Annotated in this window: 17 protein-coding genes, 2 tRNA genes and 3 rRNA genes; 12 read left to right on the plus strand and 10 right to left on the minus strand. The window is 62.7% G+C overall.

The window, feature by feature from the left end:
- Nucleotides 1–6: 6 nt before the first annotated feature.
- The 3 genes from trpE to rpe form a co-directional block, all read right to left on the minus strand.
- Nucleotides 7–1,500 carry an anthranilate synthase component I gene (gene trpE, locus AC3AP7_RS00830; protein ID WP_475766557.1) on the minus strand — a complete coding sequence of 498 codons (1,494 nt, stop codon included), beginning with the start codon at nt 1,498–1,500 and terminating at the stop codon, nt 7–9.
- Between the two features lie 380 nt (nt 1,501–1,880).
- Nucleotides 1,881–2,609: a phosphoglycolate phosphatase gene (locus AC3AP7_RS00835; RefSeq protein WP_475766555.1), complete on the minus strand. Its 729-nt coding sequence runs from the start codon at nt 2,607–2,609 to the stop codon at nt 1,881–1,883.
- Nucleotides 2,606–3,295, minus strand: a complete 690-nt coding sequence (rpe, locus tag AC3AP7_RS00840) for a ribulose-phosphate 3-epimerase (RefSeq protein WP_475766553.1) — start codon at nt 3,293–3,295, stop codon at nt 2,606–2,608. The genes AC3AP7_RS00835 and rpe overlap by 4 nt, the downstream gene beginning before the upstream one ends.
- Before the next feature lie 189 nt (nt 3,296–3,484).
- On the opposite strand from rpe, the gene apaG reads away from it, so the two are divergent.
- Both apaG and mltA read left to right on the plus strand, forming a co-directional pair.
- Nucleotides 3,485–3,859, plus strand: a complete 375-nt coding sequence (gene apaG / locus AC3AP7_RS00845) for a Co2+/Mg2+ efflux protein ApaG (RefSeq protein ID WP_475766551.1) — start codon at nt 3,485–3,487, stop codon at nt 3,857–3,859.
- Nucleotides 3,860–3,914: 55 nt separating this feature from the next.
- Entirely contained in the window at nt 3,915–5,150 is a 1,236-nt protein-coding gene (gene mltA / locus AC3AP7_RS00850; RefSeq protein ID WP_475766549.1) for a murein transglycosylase A, read from the plus strand.
- Between the two features lie 27 nt (nt 5,151–5,177).
- Here mltA and paaK read toward each other — a convergent pair whose 3' ends face one another.
- The 5 genes from paaK to paaN form a co-directional block, all read right to left on the minus strand.
- Nucleotides 5,178–6,482: a phenylacetate--CoA ligase PaaK gene (gene paaK, locus AC3AP7_RS00855; RefSeq protein ID WP_475766547.1), complete on the minus strand. Its 1,305-nt coding sequence runs from the start codon at nt 6,480–6,482 to the stop codon at nt 5,178–5,180.
- A 49-nt stretch (nt 6,483–6,531) separates the two neighbouring features.
- The gene (paaI, locus tag AC3AP7_RS00860) at nt 6,532–6,990 is read right to left on the minus strand and encodes a hydroxyphenylacetyl-CoA thioesterase PaaI (protein ID WP_475766545.1); all 459 of its coding nucleotides are present in this window, start codon (nt 6,988–6,990) and stop codon (nt 6,532–6,534) included.
- Between the two features lies 1 nt (nt 6,991).
- Nucleotides 6,992–7,783, minus strand: coding sequence for a 2-(1,2-epoxy-1,2-dihydrophenyl)acetyl-CoA isomerase PaaG (gene paaG / locus AC3AP7_RS00865; protein ID WP_475766543.1), 792 nt, complete (start codon nt 7,781–7,783; stop codon nt 6,992–6,994).
- A 34-nt stretch (nt 7,784–7,817) separates the two neighbouring features.
- Complete coding sequence (pcaF, locus tag AC3AP7_RS00870) at nt 7,818–9,020, minus strand: 3-oxoadipyl-CoA thiolase (protein ID WP_475766541.1); 1,203 nt, start codon at nt 9,018–9,020, stop codon at nt 7,818–7,820.
- 124 nt (nt 9,021–9,144) lie between these two features.
- Complete coding sequence (paaN, locus tag AC3AP7_RS00875) at nt 9,145–10,845, minus strand: phenylacetic acid degradation protein PaaN (protein ID WP_475766539.1); 1,701 nt, start codon at nt 10,843–10,845, stop codon at nt 9,145–9,147.
- A 138-nt stretch (nt 10,846–10,983) separates the two neighbouring features.
- On the opposite strand from paaN, the gene AC3AP7_RS00880 reads away from it, so the two are divergent.
- The 6 genes from AC3AP7_RS00880 to rrf all read left to right on the plus strand — a co-directional run bounded on the left by AC3AP7_RS00880 (nt 10,984) and on the right by rrf (nt 17,490).
- Complete coding sequence (locus tag AC3AP7_RS00880; protein WP_475766537.1) at nt 10,984–11,760, plus strand: enoyl-CoA hydratase; 777 nt, start codon at nt 10,984–10,986, stop codon at nt 11,758–11,760.
- Nucleotides 11,761–12,266: 506 nt separating this feature from the next.
- A 16S ribosomal RNA gene (locus tag AC3AP7_RS00885) occupies nt 12,267–13,797 on the plus strand.
- Nucleotides 13,798–13,858: 61 nt separating this feature from the next.
- Nucleotides 13,859–13,935 (plus strand) — tRNA-Ile (locus AC3AP7_RS00890).
- 34 nt (nt 13,936–13,969) lie between these two features.
- A tRNA-Ala gene (locus AC3AP7_RS00895) sits at nt 13,970–14,045 on the plus strand.
- A gap of 287 nt (nt 14,046–14,332) precedes the next feature.
- Nucleotides 14,333–17,213: ribosomal RNA gene (locus AC3AP7_RS00900) — 23S ribosomal RNA — on the plus strand.
- 164 nt (nt 17,214–17,377) lie between these two features.
- A 5S ribosomal RNA gene (gene rrf, locus AC3AP7_RS00905) occupies nt 17,378–17,490 on the plus strand.
- The 16S, 23S and 5S rRNA genes sit together here with 2 tRNA genes alongside, the layout of an rRNA operon.
- A 117-nt stretch (nt 17,491–17,607) precedes the next feature.
- Here the strand turns inward: rrf and AC3AP7_RS00910 are convergent.
- Entirely contained in the window at nt 17,608–18,801 is a 1,194-nt protein-coding gene (locus tag AC3AP7_RS00910; protein ID WP_475767854.1) for a M20 aminoacylase family protein, read from the minus strand.
- Nucleotides 18,802–18,973: 172 nt separating this feature from the next.
- On the opposite strand from AC3AP7_RS00910, the gene AC3AP7_RS00915 reads away from it, so the two are divergent.
- Both AC3AP7_RS00915 and AC3AP7_RS00920 read left to right on the plus strand, forming a co-directional pair.
- Nucleotides 18,974–21,052 carry a molybdopterin-containing oxidoreductase family protein gene (locus AC3AP7_RS00915; protein WP_475766535.1) on the plus strand — a complete coding sequence of 693 codons (2,079 nt, stop codon included), beginning with the start codon at nt 18,974–18,976 and terminating at the stop codon, nt 21,050–21,052.
- 159 nt (nt 21,053–21,211) lie between these two features.
- Nucleotides 21,212–22,885: a long-chain fatty acid--CoA ligase gene (locus AC3AP7_RS00920; RefSeq protein WP_475766533.1), complete on the plus strand. Its 1,674-nt coding sequence runs from the start codon at nt 21,212–21,214 to the stop codon at nt 22,883–22,885.
- Nucleotides 22,886–23,070: 185 nt separating this feature from the next.
- On the opposite strand, the gene AC3AP7_RS00925 is transcribed toward AC3AP7_RS00920, so the two are convergent.
- A complete protein-coding gene (locus AC3AP7_RS00925) occupies nt 23,071–24,252 on the minus strand; it encodes a porin (protein ID WP_475766531.1) in 1,182 nt (393 codons plus the stop codon).
- A 301-nt stretch (nt 24,253–24,553) separates the two neighbouring features.
- Here AC3AP7_RS00925 and coq7 point away from each other — a divergent pair, with 301 nt between their 5' ends.
- Both coq7 and mraZ read left to right on the plus strand, forming a co-directional pair.
- Nucleotides 24,554–25,186 carry a 2-polyprenyl-3-methyl-6-methoxy-1,4-benzoquinone monooxygenase gene (gene coq7 / locus AC3AP7_RS00930; protein ID WP_475766529.1) on the plus strand — a complete coding sequence of 211 codons (633 nt, stop codon included), beginning with the start codon at nt 24,554–24,556 and terminating at the stop codon, nt 25,184–25,186.
- A 390-nt stretch (nt 25,187–25,576) separates the two neighbouring features.
- Nucleotides 25,577–26,005 carry a division/cell wall cluster transcriptional repressor MraZ gene (gene mraZ, locus AC3AP7_RS00935; RefSeq protein ID WP_475766526.1) on the plus strand — a complete coding sequence of 143 codons (429 nt, stop codon included), beginning with the start codon at nt 25,577–25,579 and terminating at the stop codon, nt 26,003–26,005.
- The last annotated feature ends 16 nt before the right edge of the window (nt 26,006–26,021 follow it).

Here is a 26,021-nt window from a genome sequence, read left to right on the forward strand (position 1 = left end):
CTCCGCTCAAAAGTCGCTGTCGAGTCCGTCTTGCACCTGCTCGGCGGCGCGCAGCACCGCGCGCGCCTTGTTTTCCGTCTCCTGCCATTCGGACTCGGGCACCGAGTCCGCGACGACGCCCGCCGCGGCCTGCACGTACAGGTTGCCGTTGCTGATCACGCCGGTGCGGATCGCGATCGCGAGATCCATTTCGCCGGTGAACGACAGGTAGCCGACCGCGCCGCCATACAGCCCGCGCTTGACCGGTTCGAGCTCGTCGATCAGCTCCATCGCGCGCACTTTGGGCGCGCCCGACAGCGTGCCGGCCGGGAAGGTCGCGCGCAGCACGTCGAAATTCGTCATGTCCGGCTTGAGCTTGCCCTCGACCGAGCTGACGATGTGCTGCACGTGCGAGTACTTTTCGATGACCATCTTGTCCGTGACGACCACCGAGCCGATCTGCGCGATGCGGCCGACGTCGTTGCGCGCGAGGTCGATCAGCATCACGTGCTCGGCGATTTCTTTCGGGTCGTTGAGCAGTTCGGTCGCCAGTTCGGCGTCGCGCTCGGGCGTGTTGCCGCGCGGGCGGGTGCCGGCGAGCGGGCGGATCGTCACGATCCGGTCTTCGCCGCGCTTTTCCTGGCGCACGAGAATTTCGGGCGACGCGCCGACCACGTGAAATTCGCCGAAGTTGTAGTAATACATATACGGCGACGGGTTCAGCGAACGCAGCGCGCGGTACAGCGACAACGGGTTGTCGCGATACGGCTTGACGAGACGCTGGCCGACCTGCACCTGCATCAGCTCGCCCGCCGCGATGTATTCCTTTGCCTTGCGCACCGCGGCAAGGTAATCGTCCTTCGCGAATTCGCGGTACGTTTCGGTGCGCACGCTGGCGGACGTGACCGGCGGCTGCACGGTCGTGCGCAGACGCTGGCGGAATTCGCGCAGCCGCTGCTTTGCGCGCGTGTACGCTTCCGGGGCGCCCGGATCCGCGTACACGACGAGGTAGAGCTTGCCCGCGAGGTTGTCGATCACCGCGACTTCCTCGGTCAGCAGCAACTGGATGTCGGGCAGGTTCAGATCGTCCGGCGGGGCGGTGTGAGCGAGCTTCTTCTCGATGTAGCGCACGGCGTCGTAGCCGAAGTAGCCGGCGAGGCCGCCCGCGAAACGCGGCAGACCCGGGCGCTGCGCGATCTTGAAGCGGCGCTGGAACTGCTGGATGAATTCGAGCGGATCGCCCTCGTGCGTTTCGATGACGGCGCCGTCTTTCAGCACCTCGGTGACGCCCTCGCGGGTGCGCAGCATCGTGCGCGCCGGCAGACCGATGAACGAATAGCGGCCGAAGCGCTCGCCGCCGACCACCGATTCCAGCAGGAACGAATTCGCGCCGTTGCGCTCGGTCTGCGCCAGCTTCAGGTACAGCGACAGCGGTGTTTCGAGGTCGGCGAGCGCCTCGGCGATCAGCGGGATGCGGTTGTAACCCTCGTTTGCGAGGGACTGGAATTCGAGTTCGGTCATGTTCCGATCCTGTTCAGGGGTCCGGTGCGCGGCGCACGCGGGACAAAGCGGGGGGACGGTGCTGCGCGCGCTGCCGGTCCGCCATGAGCGGCGTGTGTTCGACAAGCTTAGGCCAATCGGCGTGCGCTTTCCCGGCGATGCATGCGACGGCCCTGCGGGTCGCGCAGGCCGTCTGTGCAGCGGTCGTGACAGAAACCGGTGCTGCAGGCGTTCAGAGGGAAAGGCGCGTGAGCGCGGCGAAGCAAAAAACGGCGCTGAAGACGGGCTTCAGCGCACCTCACGAGAGAGGTTAGCGCGACCAGCGACGCCAGGGCCAGGCTCCCCGGTCGATGCTGCTCAGACTCCGTTTTTTGTTCAGAAACATGAGGGTGATGGACGGTTCAGGTCGTCGAGTTATGGGCTGCGATCGCCTTGGCGGCGTCCAGCAGCGAGGCAACTATACCATCCGATTTTATCGTTTGTACAGCCTGGCCATGGTTGTAGCCATACGGCACGCTCAGTGTGGCCATGCCGGCTGCGCGGCCGGCGAGCGCGTCGTTTTCCGAGTCGCCGATCGCCACCGCGGCGGCGGCGGCCACCTGCAGTTGCGCGCAGGCAGTCAGCATCGGCAGCGGGTCGGGTTTCTTTTTCGGCACGCTGTCGCCGCCGATCACCGTGTCGAAGCAGCCGATCAAGCCGTATTGCTGCAGCAGTTCCACGGCGAAACGGTGGGGCTTGTTGGTGACGCACGCGAGCTTCAGCCCGGCGTCGCGCATCGCCTGCAAGCCGGCCTCGACGTCCGGGTAGAGCCGCGTGTGGCGGCCGTTGATCTTCGCGTACTCCTCCTGATAGATCGCCAGCGCTTCGTCGAAACGCTGTTGCGCGCCGGTCGCGTCGAAGCGCGGCGCGAGCACGCAGCGGATCAGGTGCTCGGAGCCCTTGCCGACATAGTCGATCACTTCCTCGCGCGTCGTTTCGGCCGCATCGAGTTGCGCGAGCATGCCGTTCAGGCCCGCGGTGAAGTCGTCTGCCGTGTCGACCATCGTGCCGTCGAGGTCGATGATGGCCGCGTCAATCCGTGTCGCGGCGAACGCGGGGGCGGGAAACCGGGGCGTCGCGGCGGCCGTCATGCGGTCTGCCCCGCGTGCGCGAGTTCGGCGCGCATCTGGTCGATCACGGCGCGGTAGTCGGGCTTGCCGAAAATCGCCGAGCCGGCAACGAACGTATCGGCGCCGGCCTCGGCGATTTCGCGGATGTTGTCGACCTTCACGCCGCCGTCGACTTCGAGATGGATCGTGCGCCCGGTTTTGTCGCGGTAGGCGTCGATGCGCCGGCGGGCTTCGCGCAGCTTGACGAGCGCCTCGGGAATGAACGACTGGCCGCCGAAGCCGGGATTCACCGACATGATCAGCACGAGATCGAGCTTGTCCATCACATAGTCGAGGTAGTGCAGCGGGGTGGCCGGGTTGAACACGAGGCCGGCCTTGCAGCCGTGATCGCGGATCAGCGACAACGTGCGGTCGATGTGATCCGAGCCTTCGGGGTGAAAGCTGATCACGTTGGCGCCTGCCTTCGCGAAGTCGGGCACGATGCGGTCGACCGGGCGCACCATCAGGTGCACGTCGATCGGCACGTCGACGTGCGGGCGGATCGCTTCGCAGACGAGCGGGCCGATCGTCAGGTTGGGCACGTAATGGTTGTCCATCACGTCGAAATGGATCCAGTCGGCGCCGGCGGCGACCACGTTGCGGACTTCTTCGCCGAGCCGGGCGAAGTCGGCGGACAGGATGCTGGGAGCGATGTGGAATGGCGTCATGGCGAGCGGAGGGCAGGCATAAAACGCCATTTTACCGTCTGCAGGTCGCGAGCCTTGTCCGGCTGGCCAGTCGGGTTGCGGGCGTGGCGCGCATGACGCAGAATGCCTATCCATGACAAACCCGTGCCCGGCAGCGCCTTGCGGCCAGCGCGGACCCGCCGCGCGCGGTATCAGCAGACCGGAACAGGGATGAGCCAATACGAATTCAGCGTGTCGGCGCAGGTGCGCTACCTGCCCGACGAGTCGGACCCGGAGCGCCGCCAGTATGCGTTCGCCTACACGCTGACCATTCGCAATAGCGGTCAGGTTCCGGCGCAGCTGATTGCGCGCCACTGGATCATCACGGACAGCGAGCAGCATCAGCAGGAGGTGAAAGGGCTCGGCGTGGTCGGCCATCAGCCCCTGCTCAAGCCGGGCGAACAGTTCGAATATACGAGCTGGGCGGTGATCGCGACGCCGGTCGGCACCATGCGCGGGGAGTATTTCTGCGTGGCCGAGGACGGCGAGCGTTTCGAGGCGCCTGTGCCGGAGTTCGTGCTGCGCATGCCGCGCACGCTGCATTGAACGGATCGCCGCGCGCGCGGTCTGTGCCTGTCATACCAGCCGGGTTCGCTGCGCAATGACGGCGCACGCCGGCCGAAGCGGCGGTGCCCGCCACGCGGGAACGGGCATCGGAAATACGTCGAAAAGATCACACATGGCGGGTTTCATCATCAGGAACGAATGGGCGGGATGGGCGCGGCGGCTGCGTACGTGCGCGGGCTGGTTCGGGGTGCTTTCGGTGGCGGTGCTGCTCGCGTCGTGCGCCGGCAGCGGCGGGGTGCGGACATCCGGGCGGCAGGTCGGTCCGGCCTATGTCACCGGGCAGCTTGCTGCCGAGCGGCTCACGCCGGTGGCCTGGCAGCAGGTGCCGGGATGGGACGACGATTCGCTGATCGGCGCGACGGCGGCGCTGCGGGAAAACTGCTTGCGGCTCGCCAGTCGGCCGAACTGGCGGCGTGCCTGTGCGGCGGCCGTGCATCTCGACGATCTGGACCTCGTCGGCGCCCGGACCTTTTTTGAAACCTACTTCACGCCGTTTCAGTTTGCCAACGCGGACGGTACGCTCGACGGACTCGTGACCGGCTATTACGAGCCCTTGCTGCACGGCTCGCGTACGCGTCACGGGGTCTACCAGACTGCGCTCTATCACTGGCCGTACGGTGCGCGCGCCGGTAGCGAGCTGCCCGCGCGCGCGCAGCTCGAACGTTCCGGCGTGCTGGACGGCAATGAAATCGTCTGGGTCGACGACCCGATCGAGGCGTTCTTTCTGCAGGTGCAGGGCTCGGGGCGCATCGTGATGGACGACGGCAGCGTGCTGCGCCTCGGCTTTGGCGGGACCAACAACCAGCCGTATCGCTCGATCGGACGCTGGCTGCTCGATCACGGCGAGATTACGCCGGCGCAGGCGACGATGCAGGGCATCAAGGCGTGGGCGCGCGCGAATCCGACGCGTGTCGCTGCGCTGCTCGATACCAACCCGCGTTTCGTGTTTTTCCGCGAGATGCCGGCGTCCGGCGACGATCCGGGCGGCGCCGACGGCCCGATCGGCGCACTCGGTGTGCCGCTGACGCCGGAGCGCTCGATTGCCGTGGATCCGTCCGCGATCCCGCTCGGCACGCCGGTGTTCCTTCAGACGACGCGTCCGCTGACGAACGAGCCGCTCGATCGCCTCGTGTTCGCGCAGGACACCGGCTCGGCGATCAAGGGGGGGGTGCGCGCAGACTATTTCTGGGGACTCGGCGATCAGGCCGGCGACCTCGCCGGGAAGATGCGGCAAACCGGGCGGATGTGGCTGCTGCTGCCCAACTCGTGAGCAGCAGGGGGAGCCGTCCGTCTTGCGCTAGGCGTTCGCGCTGCGTTTGTCGACCACCCGGCGGGCCTTGCCGACCGATCGCTCGATGCCGTTGACCGGCAGCACGTTCACCACCGCACTGATGCCGATCAACGCCTTGATGTCGTAGCTGAGCGCCTGCTTCGCGGCGCCGAGCGCGGACGTGTCCGGCGCGGTTTCGGGGCACGGTTCGACGTTCAGGGTCATCACGTCGAGCGGTCCTTCTTTCGTCAGCACGATCTGGTAGTGCGGCGCGAGCGCCGGCTGCTTCAGCAGCAGCTCTTCGATCTGTGTCGGGAAGACGTTGACGCCGCGTACGATCATCATGTCGTCGGAGCGGCCGGTGATCTTCTCCATGCGGCGCATCGTGCGCGCGGTGCCCGGCAGCAGGCGCGTAAGGTCGCGGGTGCGATAGCGGATGATCGGCAGCGCTTCTTTCGTGAGCGAGGTGAACACGAGTTCGCCGGGTTCGCCGTCCGGCAGGACCTCGCCGGTCTCGGGATCGATGATCTCCGGGTAAAAATGATCTTCCCAGATCGTCGGACCGTCCTTCGTCTCGACGCATTCCGATGCCACGCCGGGGCCGATGACTTCCGACAGCCCGTAGATGTCGACCGCGTCGATGCCCATGCGTTTCTCGATGGCCGTGCGCATGTCGTTGGTCCAGGGTTCCGCGCCGAAGATGCCGATGCGCAGCGAGCAGCTTGCCGGATCGACGCCCTGCCGTTCGAGTTCGTCGGCAATCGACAGCATGTAGCTTGGCGTGACCATGATGATGTCGGGACGGAAGTCCTGAATCAGCTGGACCTGCTTTTCTGTCTGGCCGCCGCCGAACGGAATCACGGTGAGGCCGGCGCGCTCGGCGCCGTAGTGGGCGCCGAGGCCGCCGGTGAACAGGCCGTATCCGTAGCTCACGTGCACCTTGTCGCCGCGCCGCGCGCCCGCGGCGCGAATCGAGCGCGCGACGAGGTTGGCCCATGTGTCGATATCGCGCGCCGTGTAGCCCACCACGGTCGGTTTGCCGGTCGTCCCCGAGGAGGCGTGAATCCGCGAGATCCGCTCCTGCGGCACCGCGAACATTCCAAACGGGTAATTTTCGCGCAGATCTTTTTTTGTCGTGAACGGAAAGCGTGCGAGGTCGGCGAGCGTCTTCAGGTCGTCCGGGTGAACACCGGCGTCGTCGAACTTGCGGCGGTAGACGGGCGAATTCTCATACGCGTGCGCGAGCGACCATTTCAGTCTTTCGAGTTGTAGCGCGGCGAGCTCGTCGCGGCTGGCCGTCTCGATCGGGTCGAGCGGAAGCGGCGTGTTCATCGAATGTCTCCTTGTGTACTCGGGATGCGGATGTCCGGGGGGCATCCTGTCAGTTCGCTGCGGGGATGACGGTGCCCTTGATCTGTGCGGATTTGCCGCGAAACATCGCGACTGTTTCACCGGCGCGGTTCGTCACGCGGATGTCATAGATGCCGGTGCGCCCGGTGAGCGTCTGTTCGACGGCTTCGGCTGTCAGCAGCTCGTCGGCGTGCACCGGGCGCAGAAATTCGATCGCGCAGCCCGACGCAACCGTGCTGATGTTGTACGTGTTGCATGCGAATGCGAAGGTAGAGTCGGCGAGCGTGAAGATCAGGCCACCGTGGCAGATCTGGTGGCCGTTCAGGAAGTCGGGGCGGACCTTCATGCGCATGCGCGCGTAGCCGGGGCGCACATCGAGCAATTCGAGCCCGAGGGCGCGGCTGCAGGCATCCGCGGCGTACATCGCGTCGGCGGTGGCGCGCGCGAGCGCGTCGGCGTCGGACGGGGTGTCGTAATGGCGATTGTTCATGCTAGCGGCCCTCGAAGCGCGGCGCGCGTTTTTCGATGAAGGCACGGACGCCTTCCGCATAGTCGTACGAGGCGCCCAGTTCGCGTTGCAGGTCGCGCTCGAGGTCGAGTTGCTGATCGAGCGTGTTCGTGATTCCGGTCCGCATTGCCTGCCGGGTAGCGGCGATCGCGCGGGTCGGAAGCTGCGCGAGACGGGTCGCGAGCGCATGGGCTGTATCCGCGAGTTCCGCGTCCTCGACAACCTGCCACACGAGGCCCCAGTCGAGCGCCTGCTCGGCGCCGAGCCTGTCGCCCGTAAGCGCGAGACCGAGCGCGCGCGCCATGCCGACACGCTGCGGCAGGAACCACGTGCCGCCCGAGTCGGGGACAAGGCCGATCTTTACGAACGCCTGGATGAAGCTCGCCGAGCGCGCCGCGACAACGAGGTCGCAGGCCAGCGCGAGATTGGCGCCCGCACCGGCCGCTGTGCCGTTGACTGCGGCGATGACGGGCAAGGGCAGCGCTTGCAGGCGGCGGATCAGCGGGTTGAAGTATTGGTCGATCAGGTTGCCGAGATCGGTGCTTGCCTGTGGCGTGAAGTCGAGATCGGCCAGGTCCTGGCCCGCGCAGAAGCCGCGTCCCGCGCCGGTCATGACGAGCGCCCGCGCACCCGCGGCTACCACCTCGTCAAGCGCGGTGCGCAGTTCGTCGTGCATCGCCCGGGTGAAACTGTTGAGTTTGTCCGGCCGATCGAGCGTCACGGTGGCAACGCGGCTCGATGCGTCGAACTCGACGCGGATCGTCTGAAATGACATCGCCTGTCTCCTCCTGATCGTATGTTGAGCTGGATCAGATGCGCTCGATTGCGAGTGCGACGCCTTGGCCTACGCCGATGCACATCGTAGCGAGCGCAAACCGACCGCCGGTCCGCTCGAGCTGGTAGAGCGCCGTGGTCACGAGCCGCGCACCCGATGCCCCGAGCGGATGGCCGAGCGCGATGGCGCCGCCGTTCGGATTGACGCGTGGATCGTCGTCGCGCAGGCCGAGCAGTCGCAATACGGCAAGGCCTTGGGCTGCGAACGCTTCGTTCAGCTCGATGACGTCGAACTGGTCGAGCGACATGTCCAGTTGCTTCAGCAGCTTCTGCGTGGCCGGTGCCGGGCCGATCCCCATGACCCGCGGCTCGACGCCCGCCGTTGCCATGCCGATGACCCGGGCGCGGCGGCGCAGCCCGAACCGCTCCGCCGCGGCATGGCTGGCGAGCAGCAGCGCGCAGGCGCCGTCGTTCACGCCCGATGCGTTGCCTGCGGTGACGCTACCGTCCGCACGCACGACACCCTTCAGCTTGCCGAGCGCTTCGAGCGAGGTTTCGCGCGGGTGCTCGTCGAGCGTCACCTGAACCGGATCTCCCTTTTTCTGTGGAATCGAAACCGGGACGATTTCCTGCGCGAGCGTGCCGTTGCGCTGGGCGAGCGCGGCCTTTTGCTGGCTTCGCAGTGCGAATGCGTCCTGGTCGGCGCGGCTCACGCCGAAATCGACGGCGACGTTTTCGGCGGTTTCGGGCATGGAGTCCACGCCGTAGTCGCGCTTCATCGTTGCGTTCACGAAACGCCAGCCGATCGTCGTATCGTAAATGTCCGCCTGACGCGAGAACGCGCTGGTCGCCTTGCCCATCACGAACGGCGCGCGCGTCATGCTCTCGACACCGCCTGCGATCATCAGGTGTGCTTCGCCAGCCTTGATTGCGCGCGCCGCCGTGCCGACCGCGTCCATCCCCGAACCGCACAAGCGGTTGAGCGTTGCCCCGGGTGCGTCGGCCGACAGTCCGGCGAGCAGTGCGGCCATGCGCGCGACGTTGCGGTTGTCCTCGCCGGCCTGGTTCGCGCAGCCGTAGATCACGTCGTCCAGTGCGGACCAGTCGACGCCGGGATTGCGTTCGACCAGTGCGCGAATGGGAACGGCGGCCAGGTCGTCGGCACGAACCTCTTTCAGGGCGCCGCCGTAGCGGCCAAACGGGGTACGGATCGCATCGCAGATGAAAGCGTCATTCATGTCGGGTTCCTGCTGAGCAAAGCGGCCGGGTGGGGAGTCCGGAGCGCTGATTTATGTTAGCGGGTGCAACGCGCGTCTTCCATTCGGCCGGATGGCATAGGGCGTTGTGCATGGCCTAGGCCATTCAGCCGACTGCCGGCGAAGCAGCCTTAGGTTCAACATGGACCCGGCTTTGAACGACGCGATAGCGGTTCGCCACGAATGCGGCGTCGGCGAGCGCCGCGTTGGCGGCCGGGTTGGCGCCGGTGCCGTGGAAATCGGAGAAGGCGGCGGACTGGTTCACGAACACGCCGCCCGTCAGGTTGATCGACAGCGCGACGCCGCCGCGAATCGCGGCTTCCTCCGCTGCGGCGACGACCGTTTCACGGGTGCTATAGACGGAGAGCGTCAGTGCGCCGTGTTCTGCGGCGATCGTGCCGGCAAGCTCGAGCGACTGTTCGGTCGAGTCGGTCGCGATCACGAAGGAGATGGGGCCAAACCATTCCTCGCTGAAGCGCGCCGAGTCGATCGCGGCATCCAGTTGCAGCATCAGCGGCGTGCGCACTTGTGCGTCAGCGAAGGTGGGATGCGCAAGCGCCTTGCTGTCGACGAGCACGTGTCCAAGGCTGCGCGCGGAGTCGATGCGGGCGAGCACGCCATCGTTCTGGATGGCGCCGAGAAATTCGACTGCGCGTGCCGGATCGGCAACCAGTTTTTGCACGGCGTCCGCGAGCGCCTGGGTGACCGCGTCGAAGCTCATCGGGCCGTCAGCAGTGGCGATGCCGGTGCGCGGGACGTAAATGTTCTGGGGGGCGGTGCACATCTGGCCGGAATAGAGCGCGAGCGAAAAAGCAATGTTTCGCGCAGCGGCCTTGATGTCGGAGACCGAGTCGATCACGATCTGGTTGACGCCGGCTTTCTCGGTGTACACCTGTGCCTGATGAGCGTGGCGTTCGAGCCAGGTGCCGTTCGGCGTGCTGCCGGTGAAGTCGATCAGCCGGATCTCGGGGCGCTGCGCGAGATTCTGGACGAGTGCGCCATCGTTCGGCCCGGTGGCGAGCAGGGTCACGACGTCGGGGTTGAAGCCGGCTTCGCGCAAGACCTCACGCGCGATACGCACGGTGATCGCCAGCGGCAGGATCGCGCCCGGATGAGGTTTGACGATGACCGTGTTGCCGGTGGCGAGGTCAGCGAAGAGGCCGGGATAGCCATTCCAGGTCGGAAACGTGCAGCAGCCCAGCACGAGGCCGGTGCCGCGCGGTACCACCCTGTAGCGCTTGTGCATCGCCAGTGGCGGATTTTTGCCCTGCGGCTTTTCCCAGTAGGCGTCGGCAGGAATCCGGCGCAACTGGTCCCATGCGTATGCCACGGCTTCCAGCGCGCGATCCTGGGCGTGCGGGCCGCCGGCCTGAAAGGCCATCATGAACGCCTGGCCGGTCGTATGCATGACGCTGTAGGCGAGTTCGAAGCTCGCCCGGTTCAGCCGCGCGAGTATTTCCAGGCATACGCCGATCCATGCCTGCGGACCGGCGGCGCTCCAGGCAGCTTGCGCGCGGGCAGAGGCTTTCAGCAACGCGTCCGGATCTGCCTCCGGGTAGCGGGTGCCCAGCGAGAAGCCGTATGGCGAGCGCTCGGCACCGACCGTTTGGCCGGTGGTGGGCTGGTCGAGTTCGAATGTCCGGTTCAGGTGCGCCTTGAACGCTGCCTCGCCGTCTGCACTGGCCGTTTCCCCGTACACTTTCGGACTGGGCATTTCGGCAAACGGACTCCAGTAGCCGCGCGTTTCGATGGCGGCGAGCGCCCGCTGCAGTGTGTCTTCGTGTCGGGAAAAGAGCGGATGTGTCATGGCGGAAGATGGGGGGGCTAGACATCAGGAATGTCGGACGATTAATTAACCGACCGACCGGTTGGCGAATGGTAGCATTATACGCGCGGCGGCGCGAAGCGTTTTTGCACGATTGACTCTTCATACGAAGGAGGATGCATGGCTTACGAGAATATTCTGGTCGAGACGCGCGGACGCGTGGGTCTTGTCACGCTGAATCGACCGAAGGCGCTGAACGCGTTGAACGACGCGCTCATGGACGAACTGGGCGAAGCGCTGCGCGCCTTTGATGGCGACGACGGGGTTGGGGCGATCGTCATCACGGGCAGCGAGAAAGCGTTTGCGGCGGGCGCCGACATCGGGATGATGGCGAAATACAGTTACATGGACGTCTACAAAGGCGACTACATCACCCGTAACTGGGAAACGGTGCGCTCCATACGCAAGCCGATCATTGCCGCCGTCGCCGGCTTTGCGCTCGGGGGCGGTTGTGAGCTTGCCATGATGTGCGACATCATTTTTGCGGCCGATACCGCCCGGTTCGGGCAGCCGGAAATCAAGCTGGGAATCATGCCGGGAGCGGGCGGAACGCAGCGCTTGCCGCGTGCGGTGTCAAAAGCGAAAGCGATGGACCTGTGCCTGACCGCGCGTTTCATGGATGCCGCCGAGGCGGAGCGCTCCGGTCTGGTTTCGCGCGTGGTGCCCGCAGCAGGGCTGCTCGACGAGGCGATTGCCGCCGCAACGACGATTGCCGAATTTCCGTTGCCGGCGGTGATGATGGTGAAGGAGTCGGTGAACCGGGCGTATGAAACAACGCTGGCCGAAGGGGTTCATTTCGAGCGTCGTCTGTTCCACTCGCTGTTTGCGACCGAGGATCAGAAAGAGGGGATGGCTGCGTTCGTCGAGAAGCGCAAGCCGGTGTTTCAGCACAAGTAGGTGAGATTGCGCGCATTGTGCTGATCCAGGTGTTGCGCCGATGTGTTTCGTCCAGGCCAGCGTCGGCTTTGGCGAAACACGCGCCTCGCGATACAGATGCAATCCGTCCGGTCACACAGTTTTCACGCGATCGTCACTGCGCTGCAAATTTTTTCGCAGGTGGAGTTGACGAAGGGAAGGAGGATCTGCATAATCTCGTTTCTCTGCTGCAGACGCAGCAACGCAGCGAAGCAGCGCCGGAGTGAACAGGGCAGTAGCGGGGCGCAGCACGCAGCGAATGTTCTTTAAAAACATACAGCCGATAAGTGTGGGCACTTGATGCAGGGCGCGCAGCGCGGGGTTCGCAAGAGCCGCGCGCAGGGCAAAAGTATCAAAGTGTCTCACACAGTATTGAAAGGAAGGTCAGGGCTGCTTCGTCAAGGGGCAGGGCCTGGCCGCAACGTCAGTACGTTGAGTGAGCGACCGGTTTAGCGGGAGACCGCGGAACCGAAAACAGTAACAGGTTTGAACTGAAGAGTTTGATCCTGGCTCAGATTGAACGCTGGCGGCATGCCTTACACATGCAAGTCGGACGGCAGCGCGGGCTTCGGCCTGGCGGCGAGTGGCGAACGGGTGAGTAATACATCGGAACGTGTCCAGTAGTGGGGGATAGCCCGGCGAAAGCCGGATTAATACCGCATACGATCTGTGGATGAAAGCGGGGGACCTTCGGGCCTCGCGCTACAGGGGCGGCCGATGGCAGATTAGCTAGTTGGTGGGGTAAAGGCCTACCAAGGCGACGATCTGTAGCTGGTCTGAGAGGACGACCAGCCACACTGGGACTGAGACACGGCCCAGACTCCTACGGGAGGCAGCAGTGGGGAATTTTGGACAATGGGGGCAACCCTGATCCAGCAATGCCGCGTGTGTGAAGAAGGCCTTCGGGTTGTAAAGCACTTTTGTCCGGAAAGAAAACCTTTGAGCTAATACCTCGTGGGGATGACGGTACCGGAAGAATAAGCACCGGCTAACTACGTGCCAGCAGCCGCGGTAATACGTAGGGTGCGAGCGTTAATCGGAATTACTGGGCGTAAAGCGTGCGCAGGCGGTGCTGTAAGACCGATGTGAAATCCCCGGGCTTAACCTGGGAACTGCATTGGTGACTGCAGCGCTGGAGTATGGCAGAGGGGGGTGGAATTCCACGTGTAGCAGTGAAATGCGTAGAGATGTGGAGGAACACCGATGGCGAAGGCAGCCCCCTGGGCCAATACTGACGCTCATGCACGAAAGCGTGGGGAGCAAACAGGATTAGATACCCTGGTAGTCCACGCCCTAAACGATGTCAACTGGTTGTCGGGCCTTCATTGGCTTGGTAACGTAGCTAACGCGTGAAGTTGACCGCCTGGGGAGTACGGTCGCAAGATTAAAACTCAAAGGAATTGACGGGGACCCGCACAAGCGGTGGATGATGTGGATTAATTCGATGCAACGCGAAAAACCTTACCTACCCTTGACATGGATGGAACCCCGCTGAGAGGTGGGGGTGCCCGAAAGGGAGCCGTCACACAGGTGCTGCATGGCTGTCGTCAGCTCGTGTCGTGAGATGTTGGGTTAAGTCCCGCAACGAGCGCAACCCTTGTCCCTAGTTGCTACGCAAGAGCACTCCAGGGAGACTGCCGGTGACAAACCGGAGGAAGGTGGGGATGACGTCAAGTCCTCATGGCCCTTATGGGTAGGGCTTCACACGTCATACAATGGTCGGAACAGAGGGTAGCCAAGCCGCGAGGTGGAGCCAATCCCAGAAAACCGGTCGTAGTCCGGATCGCACTCTGCAACTCGAGTGCGTGAAGCTGGAATCGCTAGTAATCGCGGATCAGCATGCCGCGGTGAATACGTTCCCGGGTCTTGTACACACCGCCCGTCACACCATGGGAGTGGGTTTTGCCAGAAGTGGCTAGTCTAACCGCAAGGAGGACGGTCACCACGGCAGGATTCATGACTGGGGTGAAGTCGTAACAAGGTAGCCGTATCGGAAGGTGCGGCTGGATCACCTCCTTTCCAGAGCCTGCGCCATGGCGCAAGTGCTCACGCTTATCGGCTGTAGGCATGACAGACTCAGGGGTCTGTAGCTCAGTTGGTTAGAGCACCGTCTTGATAAGGCGGGGGTCGCTGGTTCGAATCCAGCCAGACCCACCAATCTGTCGGAGGCGGGCCCCTGGGGGAAGACATGGGGGGCATAGCTCAGCTGGGAGAGCACCTGCTTTGCAAGCAGGGGGTCGTCGGTTCGATCCCGTCTGCCTCCACCAGTCCTCAATGCACGAAGCGCCTGCGGTGGCAGGGCCTGCGTGCATTGGCGATTGAGCCAGTCATGGCGGCGCGCACAGGGTGTGCGCCGGCTGTCGTTCTTTAACAATCAGGAAGAAGTAGTAAAGAGATTGGCCGAAAGCATCTCGAGATGGATGCGAGTAGGTGAATCAGGGTTGTGATTGTATCGATGTATCTCAGGGCCCTCGGAAGAGGGCAGTGGAATACGGCACAACGCGAAAACTCAACCTGTAGCGGGAAGGTGTCGGAAGAGACACACCTGTTATAGGGTCAAGCGAACAAGTGCATGTGGTGGATGCCTTGGCGATCACAGGCGATGAAGGACGCGGTAGCCTGCGAAAAGCTGCGGGGAGCTGGCAAACGAGCTTTGATCCGCAGATGTCCGAATGGGGAAACCCACTCCGAATGGAGTATCCGTGGCTGAATACATAGGCCATGTGAAGCGAACGCGGCGAACTGAAACATCTAAGTAGCCGCAGGAAAAGAAATCAACCGAGATTCCCAGAGTAGTGGCGAGCGAAATGGGAGCAGCCTGTACTCTTTATCTGCATTGTCAGCTGAACGCTCTGGAAAGTGCGGCCATAGTGGGTGATAGCCCCGTAGGCGAAGGCAGTGTGGAAGAACTGGGTGTACGACAAGTAGGGCGGGACACGTGAAATCCTGTCTGAAGATGGGGGGACCATCCTCCAAGGCTAAATACTCGTGATCGACCGATAGTGAACCAGTACCGTGAGGGAAAGGCGAAAAGAACCCCGGGAGGGGAGTGAAAGAGATCCTGAAACCGCATGCATACAAACAGTCGGAGCCTCGCAAGGGGTGACGGCGTACCTTTTGTATAATGGGTCAGCGACTTACATTCAGTGGCGAGCTTAACCGAATAGGGCAGGCGTAGCGAAAGCGAGTCCGAACAGGGCGTCCAGTCGCTGGGTGTAGACCCGAAACCAGGTGATCTATCCATGGCCAGGCTGAAGGCACGGTAACACGTGCTGGAGGGCCGAACCCACTAACGTTGAAAAGTTAGGGGATGAGCTGTGGATAGGGGTGAAAGGCTAAACAAACCTGGAAATAGCTGGTTCTCTCCGAAAACTATTTAGGTAGTGCCTCGTGTATCACCTTCGGGGGTAGAGCACTGTCATGGTTGAGGGGTCCATTGCGGATTACCTCGCCATAGCAAACTCCGAATACCGAAGAGTGCAATCACGGGAGACAGACATCGGGTGCTAACGTCCGGTGTCAAGAGGGAAACAACCCAGACCGCCAGCTAAGGTCCCGAAATATGGCTAAGTGGGAAACGAAGTGGGAAGGCTAAAACAGTCAGGAGGTTGGCTTAGAAGCAGCCACCCTTTAAAGAAAGCGTAATAGCTCACTGATCGAGTCGTCCTGCGCGGAAGATGTAACGGGGCTAAGCCATATACCGAAGCTGCGGATGCACAGCAATGTGCATGGTAGGAGAGCGTTCCGTAAGCCTGCGAAGGTGCACCGGAAGGTGTGCTGGAGGTATCGGAAGTGCGAATGCTGACATGAGTAGCGATAAAGGGGGTGAAAGGCCCCCTCGCCGTAAGCCCAAGGTTTCCTACGCAACGTTCATCGGCGTAGGGTGAGTCGGCCCCTAAGGCGAGGCAGAAATGCGTAGCTGATGGGAAGCAGGTCAATATTCCTGCACCAGTGTGAAATGCGATGGGGGGACGGATCGCGGAAGGTTGTCCGGGTGTTGGAAGTCCCGGTCGCTGCGTTGGAGAAGGTGCTCTGGCAAATCCGGGCACGGGATTCAAGGGCGTGGCGCGAGCTTCTCCGGAAGCGAAGCAACTGGAAGGGGTTCCAGGAAAAGCCTCTAAGCTTCAGTTTCACATTGACCGTACCGCAAACCGACACAGGTGGGCGAGATGAGTATTCCAAGGCGCTTGAGAGAACTCGGGAGAAGGAACTCGGCAAACTGGTACCGTAACTTCGGGATAAGGTACGCCCTTGTAGCTTGACAGGCCTGCGCCTGGAGGGTGAAAGGGTTGCAATAAACTGGTGGCTGCGACTGTTTAATAAAAACACAGCACTCTGCAAACACGAAAGTGGACGTATAGGGTGTGACGCCTGCCCGGTGCCGGAAGATTAAATGATGGGGTGCAAGCTCTTGATTGAAGTCCCGGTAAACGGCGGCCGTAACTATAACGGTCCTAAGGTAGCGAAATTCCTTGTCGGGTAAGTTCCGACCTGCACGAATGGCGTAACGATGGCCACACTGTCTCCTCCCGAGACTCAGCGAAGTTGAAGTGTTTGTGATGATGCAATCTCCCCGCGGCTAGACGGAAAGACCCCATGAACCTTTACTGCAGCTTTGCATTGGACTTTGAACCGGCCTGTGTAGGATAGGTGGGAGGCTGTGAAGCGTGAACGCCAGTTTGCGTGGAGCCGTCCTTGAAATACCACCCTGGCTTGTTTGAGGTTCTAACCTTGGGCCCTGAAGCGGGTCTGGGGACAGTGCATGGCAGGCAGTTTGACTGGGGCGGTCTCCTCCCAAAGTGTAACGGAGGAGTACGAAGGTACGCTAGGTACGGTCGGAAATCGTGCTGATAGTGCAATGGCATAAGCGTGCTTGACTGTGAGACTGACAAGTCGAACAGGTGCGAAAGCAGGTCATAGTGATCCGGTGGTTCTGTATGGAAGGGCCATCGCTCAACGGATAAAAGGTACTCTGGGGATAACAGGCTGATACCGCCCAAGAGTTCATATCGACGGCGGTGTTTGGCACCTCGATGTCGGCTCATCTCATCCTGGGGCTGTAGCCGGTCCCAAGGGTATGGCTGTTCGCCATTTAAAGAGGTACGTGAGCTGGGTTTAAAACGTCGTGAGACAGTTTGGTCCCTATCTGCCGTGGGCGCTGGAAGTTTGAGGGGGCCTGCTCCTAGTACGAGAGGACCGGAGTGGACGAACCTCTGGTGTACCGGTTGTCACGCCAGTGGCATCGCCGGGTAGCTATGTTCGGAAGAGATAACCGCTGAAAGCATCTAAGCGGGAAACTCGCCTCAAGATGAGACTTCCCCGGGGCTTCGAGCCCCTTGAAGGGTCGTTCAAGACCAGGACGTTGATAGGTCAGGTGTGGAAGCGCAGTAATGCGTTAAGCTAACTGATACTAATTGCCCGTAAGGCTTGATCCTATAACCGGTGTGTTTCGCCGCCCCCGAACCGGGATGCGCGGCAGACCACCCGGGTTGAGATCGCGTGTTGTGCCTGAAACAACGCAACCCCGCTTCAGCATCCCTCTTTACGCTTCTTCCCGATTGGCTGCGGCGCCGTGCCGGCGACGCAGCAACCCGTCATGCCTGATGACCATAGCGAGTCGGTCCCACCCCTTCCCATCCCGAACAGGACCGTGAAACGACTCCACGCCGATGATAGTGCGGATTCCCGTGTGAAAGTAGGTAATCGTCAGGCTCCTCATGCCCTCGCTCCGAACCCCGTCCACCTCCGTGGCGGGGTTCGGCCGTTTACGGACTGGAAATGTATTCCGGCGATCCTTACCCGCGATCGCCAGAAATCAAAATACCGTCCTTATTCTCCGCTCAGGAATTTCTGGGCCAGTCGAACCCAGTAAGTCGACCCGACCGGCAGCAACTCGTCATTGAAGTCATAGCTCGCGTTATGGAGCATGCATGGCCCGGCGCCGTGCCCCGCCTCGCGATGGCCGCCCGAACCATTGCCCAGAAATGCGTAGCATCCCGGTTTGGCGAGCAGCATGAACGAGAAGTCCTCGGCGCCCATGGTCGGCTCGACCGCGTCGTCGACGTTTCCTTCCCCCACGATTTCCTTCATTACCGCAGCGGCAAACCGTGCCTCGTCGCCGCTGTTGATCGTGGGCGGATAGTTGCGATGAAAAGTCACGTGGGCGGTGCAGTCGTAAGCGTCTGCGGTGCTTTGTGCAATCTTTCGCATCCGTGATTCGATCAGATCGAGTGTCTCCGTCGTGAACGTGCGGACTGTCCCGGCAAGCCACGCGTCGTCGGGCACGACGTTCACCGCGTCGCCGGCGTGAATTTGCGTGATCGACAGAACCGCCGTGTCCAGCGGCTTCTTGTTGCGCGTGATAATCCCCTGAAGCCCGTTTGCGATCTGCACGGCGACAAACACCGGATCTCGCCCGTTGTGCGGCAGCGCGGCGTGCGAACCGGTTCCCTTGATTTCGATCCGGAATTCGTTGCTCGACGCCATGATCGGACCCTCGGTCACACCGAAATGTCCAGCCGGCATGCCGGGCCAGTTGTGCAGGCCGAACACCGCGTCGACGGGAAACCGGGTGAACAGACCATCGTCGATCATCGCCTGGGCGCCGGCGCCCCCTTCCTCGGCCGGCTGAAAGATGAATACGATCGTCCCGTCGAACTCGCCGTGCTTCGCGAGGTAGTGCGCGGCACCGAGCAGCATCGCCGTATGGCCGTCATGTCCGCACGCGTGCATTTTTCCCTCGTGGCGCGAACGATGCTCGAACTGGTTCAATTCCTGGATCGGCAGCGCGTCCATGTCCGCACGCAGTCCGATTGCGCGGGATCCGCTACCGCGCTTCAGCATGCCGACCACGCCCGTTTTGCCCAGGCCGCGATGAACTTCAATCCCCCACTCGGTGAGCGCGCGTGCGACGAGATCCGCCGTCTGGGTTTCTTCGTAGCGCAGTTCGGGGTGGGCGTGAATCGTCCGTCGGAGCGTTTGTATTTCGCCGCGCGCGGCCTGAATCTCAGGGATCAGTTTCATGATGAGCCGTATCGTGTGCCGTCTGTCGAAACACCCGGGGCGCCGCGCGCCCGGGTCCAATGCTGACTCATTCTACGCCGCCGCCTCCTTTTGGCGGCGTTGCCGCTGCACGCCACAGCAGACGTAATAAAATCGCGGTATCTGGCCCGGCCGACTCCAGGAATCCCGCCCCATGAACGCTCCCACCGAATTCGCCCGCGCGGTATGCCCGCACGATTGCCCCGATACGTGCGCAATGCGGGTGAGCATCGCAGACGGCAAGGTCGTCAAGGTGATGGCGGATCCGGCGCATCCACCGACGCAGGGCGCGCTCTGTACGAAGGTGAGCCGCTATCCGGAGCGGATTCATCACCCGCAGCGGATCACGCAGCCGATGCGGCGCGTGGGTCCGAAGGGCGCCGGCCAATTCGAGCCGACCAGCTGGGATGAGGCGCTCGAGGTCGCCGCGGCACGTCTGGGAGAGATCGCCGCGCGTGAGCCCGAAGCCATCGTGCCGTACAGTTACGCCGGCACGATGGGGCTCGTGCAGGGCGAAAGCATCGCACAGCGTTTTTTTCACCGGCTCGGTGCGTCGCAGCTGGACCGAACGATATGTTCGGCCGCGGGCGCGGCGGGGTTGAAATACACGTATGGCGCGAGCCTCGGGATGCTGAGCGAATTTTTCGCGGAGAGCGACCTGATCCTGATCTGGGGCTCGAATCCGATCGCATCCAATCTGCATTTCTGGACGCGTGCGCAGGAAGCCAAGCGGCGCGGCGCGCGGCTGATCGCAATCGATCCCTACCGCTCGCTGACCGCCGAAAAGTGCCACCAGCACATTGCATTGAGACCCGGCACCGACGGCGCGCTCGCGCTCGGCATGATGCACGTGCTGATCGCCGAAGACCGGCTTGATCACCCTTACATCGCTGACCACACGCTCGGTTTCGAGGCGCTGAAAGCGCGGGCGCTCACGTACCCGCCGGCCCGCGTCGCGCAGATCTGCGGGATCGGCGAACAGACGGTCGTGGATCTGGCCCGCCTGTACGGCAGCACTCGAAAGGCTGCGATCCGGCTGAACTACGGCATGCAGCGCGTCCGCGGCGGCGGTAACGCCGTGCGTGCGATCGCCTGTCTGCCGTCGCTGACGGGCGCGTGGCGCGAGCGGGCCGGCGGCGCGCTGCTGTCGTCGTCGGGCTGGGCGCCGGTCGACGCAGCCGCGCTGCAGCGTCCGGACCTGCTGCCGGGCTGGCCCGCGCGGCAGCCACGCGTGATCAACATGAACGCGATCGGCGACGCATTGCTGCATGCCGGCGACGCGGAATTCGGGCCAAAAATCGAGGCGGTCGTCGTCTACAACTCGAATCCCGTTGCGGTCGCACCCGACTCCGCGCGGGTCGCCGCAGGCTTCGCCCGCGAGGACCTGTTCACGATCGTGCTCGAACATTTCCAGACCGACACCGCTGATTACGCGGATCTGCTGTTGCCGGCGACCACTCAACTCGAACATCTCGACGTGCACAAGTCCTATGGGCATACGCACATCATGGCCAATCTGCCGGCAATCGCCCCGGTGGGCGATGCACGCCCCAACACAGAGATATTCCGCGGTATCGCGCGCCGGATGAACCTGCGCGACAGCGCGCTTTACGAAAGCGACGAGGCGCTCGCCGCCCAGGCATTTCGCTGGAACGAGGGGCCGCTTGCCGGCGTCACATGGGATTCGCTCAAACGCGATGGCTGGGCGAAGCTCGACTTGCCCGATGCGCCGTTCGCGCACGGCGGATTTCGCACGCCATCGGGCAAATGCGAGTTCTACAGCGAACGGCTCGCGCAGCAGGGCCTCGATCCGGTGCCGGACTACCTTCCGCCTTACGAATCGGCCGAGGCCGCTCCCGAACTCGCGCAGCGTTATCCGCTGGCGATGATTTCGCCCCCGGCGCGCCATTTTCTGAACAGCACCTTTGTCAATGTCGACAGCCTGCGTGCGACCGAGGGCGAGCCACATGTCGATATCCATCCTGCCGACGCCAACGCGCGCGCTATTGCCGACGGCGACCGGGTCCGCGTGTTCAACGACCGCGGGACGATGCAGGCGCGTGCACGCGTGACCGACAAGGCCCGCGCCGGCGTGGTGGTGGGATTGTCGATCTGGTGGAAAAAGCTCGCCCCCGATGGTCGCAATGCCAACGCGCTCACGAGCCAGGCGCTCACCGATCTGGGCGGATCCGCGACGTTCTACGATTGCCTCGTCGAAGTCGAACGCGCCTGAAAGGGCGACTCCGGCGCAGTCGTGCGCGGTGCGCACCGCCGGGGCTCAGGCGTTGGAGGTAGGCGTCTAACCGACGGGTTACTCGTCAATGGCGACCGATACCCCATGCTACGATGCGGTTTTAGCACGGTCATTCGAAAATAAGAGAGGAGGCGCCGCATGGAAAAAATCTGGCTGAAATCGTACCCACCCGGCGTTCCGGCTGAGATCGACGCGAGTCGTTACGCGTCCGTCGCCGAACTGATCGAGGAAAGCTTTCGGGAATTCGGCCCGAAGCCGGCGTTTGCCTGCATGGGGCAGCAGATCACCTACGGCGAACTCGACGCGCTGTCTCGCAAGCTCGGCGCATGGTTTCAGTCCAAAGGCCTCGCGAAGGGCGCGCGTATCGCGATCATGATGCCCAACGTGCTCCAGTATCCGGTAGCGATCGCTGCGATCCTGCGCGCGGGCTATGTCGTCGTGAACGTCAATCCGCTGTACACGCCCCGCGAACTCGAACACCAGTTGAAGGATAGCGGCGCGGAAGCCATCATCCTGCTGGAAAACTTCGCGGGCACGCTGCAGGCCGTGTTGCGCAATACGCCGATCCGGCATGTGATCGTCGCCGCGATGGGCGATCTGATGGGTCCCAAGGGGCTGATCGTCAATTTCGTCGTGCGCCGTGTGAAAAAAATGGTGCCCGCGTGGACGCTGCCTGGCCATATCCGCTTTAACGCCGCGATTGCCGAAGGCGGCCAGCACACCTTCACGCCGGCGCACCCCGGTCCTGACGACGTCGCTTTTCTCCAGTACACCGGCGGTACGACCGGCGTCGCGAAGGGCGCGACGCTGCTCAACCGCAATGTTGTTGCCAACGTGCTGCAATCGGAGGCCTGGCTGGAGCCGGCGCGCCTGGCGCGACCGGACGTCCAGCAGTTCATCACCGTCGTTGCGTTGCCGCTTTATCACATCTTCGCGCTCACGGTTTGCGGGCTCCTGTCGATTCGCACCGGCGGACTGGGCGTGCTGATTCCGAATCCCCGCGATATCGCCGGCACCATCAAGCAACTGCAAGGCTATCCGATCACGATGTTTCCGGCGGTGAACACGCTCTATAACGCGCTGCTGAATCATCCCGATTTCGGAAAGCTGGATCTGACGAAGCTGATCGCGGCCAACGGCGGCGGCATGGCGGTTCAGGAGGCGGTCGCGAGCCGCTGGTACGAAAAGACCCGCACGCCGATCATCGAAGGCTATGGCATGTCCGAGACGTCGCCGTGCGTGACGTGCAATCCGGCAACGGTCACGTCGTATAGCGGCACGATCGGCTTGCCGATGCCGTCCACCGAAATTTCGATCCGCGATGACGACGGCAACGAAGTGCCGTTCGGCCAGCCGGGAGAAATCTGCATTCGCGGACCCCAGGTCATGGCCGGCTACTGGAACCGGCCGGATGAGACAGCGAAAGTGATGACGCCCGACCACTTCTTCAAATCCGGCGACATTGGCGTGGTGAACGAAGCCGGATACGTGAAGATCGTCGATCGCAAGAAGGACATGATTCTCGTGTCCGGCTTCAACGTCTATCCGAACGAGATCGAGGACGTGGTCGCGAAGCTGCCCGGGGTATTCGAAGTGGCCGCCGTCGGCATACCGGACCCGCACTCGGGCGAAGCGGTGAAGCTCTTCGTCGTGAAGAAAGACGAAGCGCTGAGCGATGCGGATATCTTCGCGTTTTGCAAGGAGCAGCTGACCGGGTACAAGCGGCCGAAGATCATCGAGTTTCGTGCGGAATTGCCGAAGAGCAATGTCGGCAAGATCCTGCGCCGGGAATTGCGCGACGGCCGCGCGTAGCGGGGCGTCATGCGGCGCCATGCCCTGGAGGCCCAGCCGGTTCGCGCCGCTGGGCCTTTTGTCTGGGGTGTCTGCCGTGCCCGCGCTGATGGAAGGGTAGCGCGCGAAAAATCGCGGCAAGATGAAACGGCATGAAAAAAGGCGCCCGAAGGCGCCTTTGAGGATACTGCCTGTATAACGACTTATTAGAACTTGTGGCGGATACCGACGCGAACGGTAGCCTGCGAGTCGCTCGACGACGGCGTGAGGCCGTTGATCGACGCACGTGCAGCCTCGCCGGTCGAGTCCGTGCCCGAAGCGTGCTGGTACACGCCGATCAGGTAGACGTCGGTACGCTTCGACAGGAAGTAGTCCGTGCCCAGCGAGAACTGGTTGTAGGTCGCGCCCGACTTGCCGGCGATCGAGCTACCCTTCGTGTAGTCGTATGCCGCACCGATCAGGAGCGCCGGGGTCAGCTGATACTTGGCGTTCAGTTCGGCGTTGTTGAACGTAGCCGTACCCGAATAGCCTTCCGGGTTCGGGCCCGACGACAGGTCGCCGAGGTTCATGAACTTCGTGTTCGAGTACGTCACGCCGATCGTTGCCGGACCAAACGTGTACGCACCGCCTGCACCGATGATCTGCAGCGTGTGAGCCGATGCGTAGCCCGAGATGACCGGCGAGCTGCCGAAGTTCGAACCCGGCACGCCACCCGTCGTTGCAGCAACCGTACCGCCGTCGCCGTAGAACGACACGTTCGGGTTACGCACGTTCAGGTAGCCAGCGCCCAACACCAGCGGACCGTTGTTGTAGCCAGCGCCCAGCGAGAAGATCTGGTTGCGGCCGGTTGAGCCGGGCACGCCGCCGAAGCTGTACAAGCCGCCGAACGTGAAGCCAGCATAGTTCACGCTCGTGTACTTGATCGCGTTGTCGACGCGGTTCGCGTTGTTGAAGTTGTCGATATCCGACGGGTGAGCCGCGATGTAGCCGCCCCACTGGTCGCCCGCTTCGAGCGGACCGACGAAGTCAACCACGGAGTCGTACTGACGGCCGGCCGTCACCGTACCGAACTGGCTCGACGACAGACCGACATAGGCTTGACGGCCGAACTCGAGGCCGCCCTGACCGAGCTTGCCGGTGTTCACGTCAAAACCGTTTTCGAGCACGAAGATGGCCTTCAGACCGCCACCCAGATCTTCAGCGCCGCGCAGGCCCCAACGGCTGCCTTGCAGAACACCGCTCGACAGGTTGTACAGACGGCCGCCAGCGGCGTTGGTGTTGAAGTTGAAGCCTTCGTCAACGATACCGTACAGGGTCACGCTGCTTTGCGCATGAGCAACACCTGCGACCGCGCTCAGTGCGGCGAGCGCGAGAAGCGACTTTTTCATCGAAAGATCTCCAAGGGAATACGATTTCTTGTGTAAGGCGATTAGTTATGACGCTTGGGTGCCTTGCTTTAACTTCGCGAGAAGTTGCAGGTAATGTAGCAAAGTGCAAACTCTGCACAAAGAAAAAGCAGACCGTCCGGAAGGTTGCTGTTTCATTTACGCAACATGGACTAAAATTTAATATTCGTGACGAGATGGCGGCCTGGCAGCCTGTTCCGGCGCGTCGGATAGTGCGGCGAGGGCAGGCGGTGCGGGCTTGCACAGAGAGCGGCGGGACGATCCGGCCGCGGAGGGCGAGAGCGTGCTGGACGAATGGATTACCGAGCTGGATCGGGGTTTACGATCAATGACGGGGGTATCGCGCATGAGCCGCCCGATACCCGTCCCTGCCGCGCCGGCGGCAGCGGACGCGCCGGAACTGTCGCATGCCGAACGCGTGCATGCCGCCGCGCTGATGCGCGTCAATCACGTCGGCGAGGTGTGCGCGCAGGCGCTGTACCAGGCGCAGAAGCTCGCGACCCGCTCGCCGGCGCTGAAGCAGACATTCGAGCAGGCGGCACGCGAAGAGGAAGATCATCTCGCGTGGACCGCGAAGCGCCTCGAAGCGCTCGATTCGCGCCCGAGCCTGCTCAATCCGCTCTGGTATACCGGCGCGCTCGCGATCGGTTTGCTGGCGGGCCGCCTCGGTGACCGTGTGAGCCTCGGCTTCATGGCGGAGACGGAGCGCCAGGTCGAGCATCATCTGGACGGGCATCTCGAACAGCTGCCGGCGGCCGACCTCGAATCGCGTGCAATCGTCGAACAGATGCGGGCGGACGAAGTTGCGCATGGCAAGGCGGCACTGGACGCCGGTGGCGTCGAGTTGCCTTTCCCGGCGCGCGCGTTGATGCGTGCTGCATCGAAAGTCATGACCCGAACGGCGTACTACATCTAGGCGATTCGAAGCGGGCGGTGTCAGGTGCACCGTCCCTCCCTCCTCATCCCTTCCCGCTGCCGCCGCATCACTTCCTTCCCGTCAGATCGCTCCGGTTTCACGCATTTCGCCCCCTCTTTTCATGTATCACCTTCACAAGTTGCACTAGTGCATTCATTTTTAACGGTTTTCCGTTTTGGATGTTGCATGAGCGAGTCGCGCTAAGTCCTTGTTCTAACAAACAAAATTCGTTAAAAAACCGCGCTCCTCCCTTGACCCCCATGGGCGGGTTCCACTAAAGTGGGAGACAGTGTGAGAAAGTGTATTTTTGTGTGATTCCAGAGGCTCATTCGGGTAGATTTCCGGCAACAGGCGAGCGGTGTCCGACACCGTGCGACAGGGGAGAGTGAAGTGTTCCAGGGGGCGTCGGCGCTGACACTCGATGCGAAAGGGCGGATGTCCGTCCCGGCTCGCTATCGGGACGCGCTGCAAGGACAGGCAGAGGGCCGGGTGACGATCACCAAGCACCCGGACGGCTGCCTGTTGCTGTTTCCGCGCCCCGAGTGGGAAGTGTTCCGCACGCGTATCGCCGGACTGCCGATGGACGCGCACTGGTGGCGGCGCATTTTTCTTGGCAACGCATCGGAAGTGGATCTCGACAGTGCGGGGCGTGTCCTGGTGTCCCCCGAACTGAGAATGGCCGCAGGGTTGGAGAAGGAAGTGATGTTGCTGGGCATGGGGAGTCACTTCGAGCTGTGGGACGCGCAAACGTACACGGCCAAGGAGCAGGCGGCGATGGCGCAGGGCATGCCCGAGGCGTTGAAGAATTTCACGTTCTGATCGCGGTTTATATATA

It is taken from the genome of Paraburkholderia sp. PAMB 6770, from assembly GCF_057748135.1.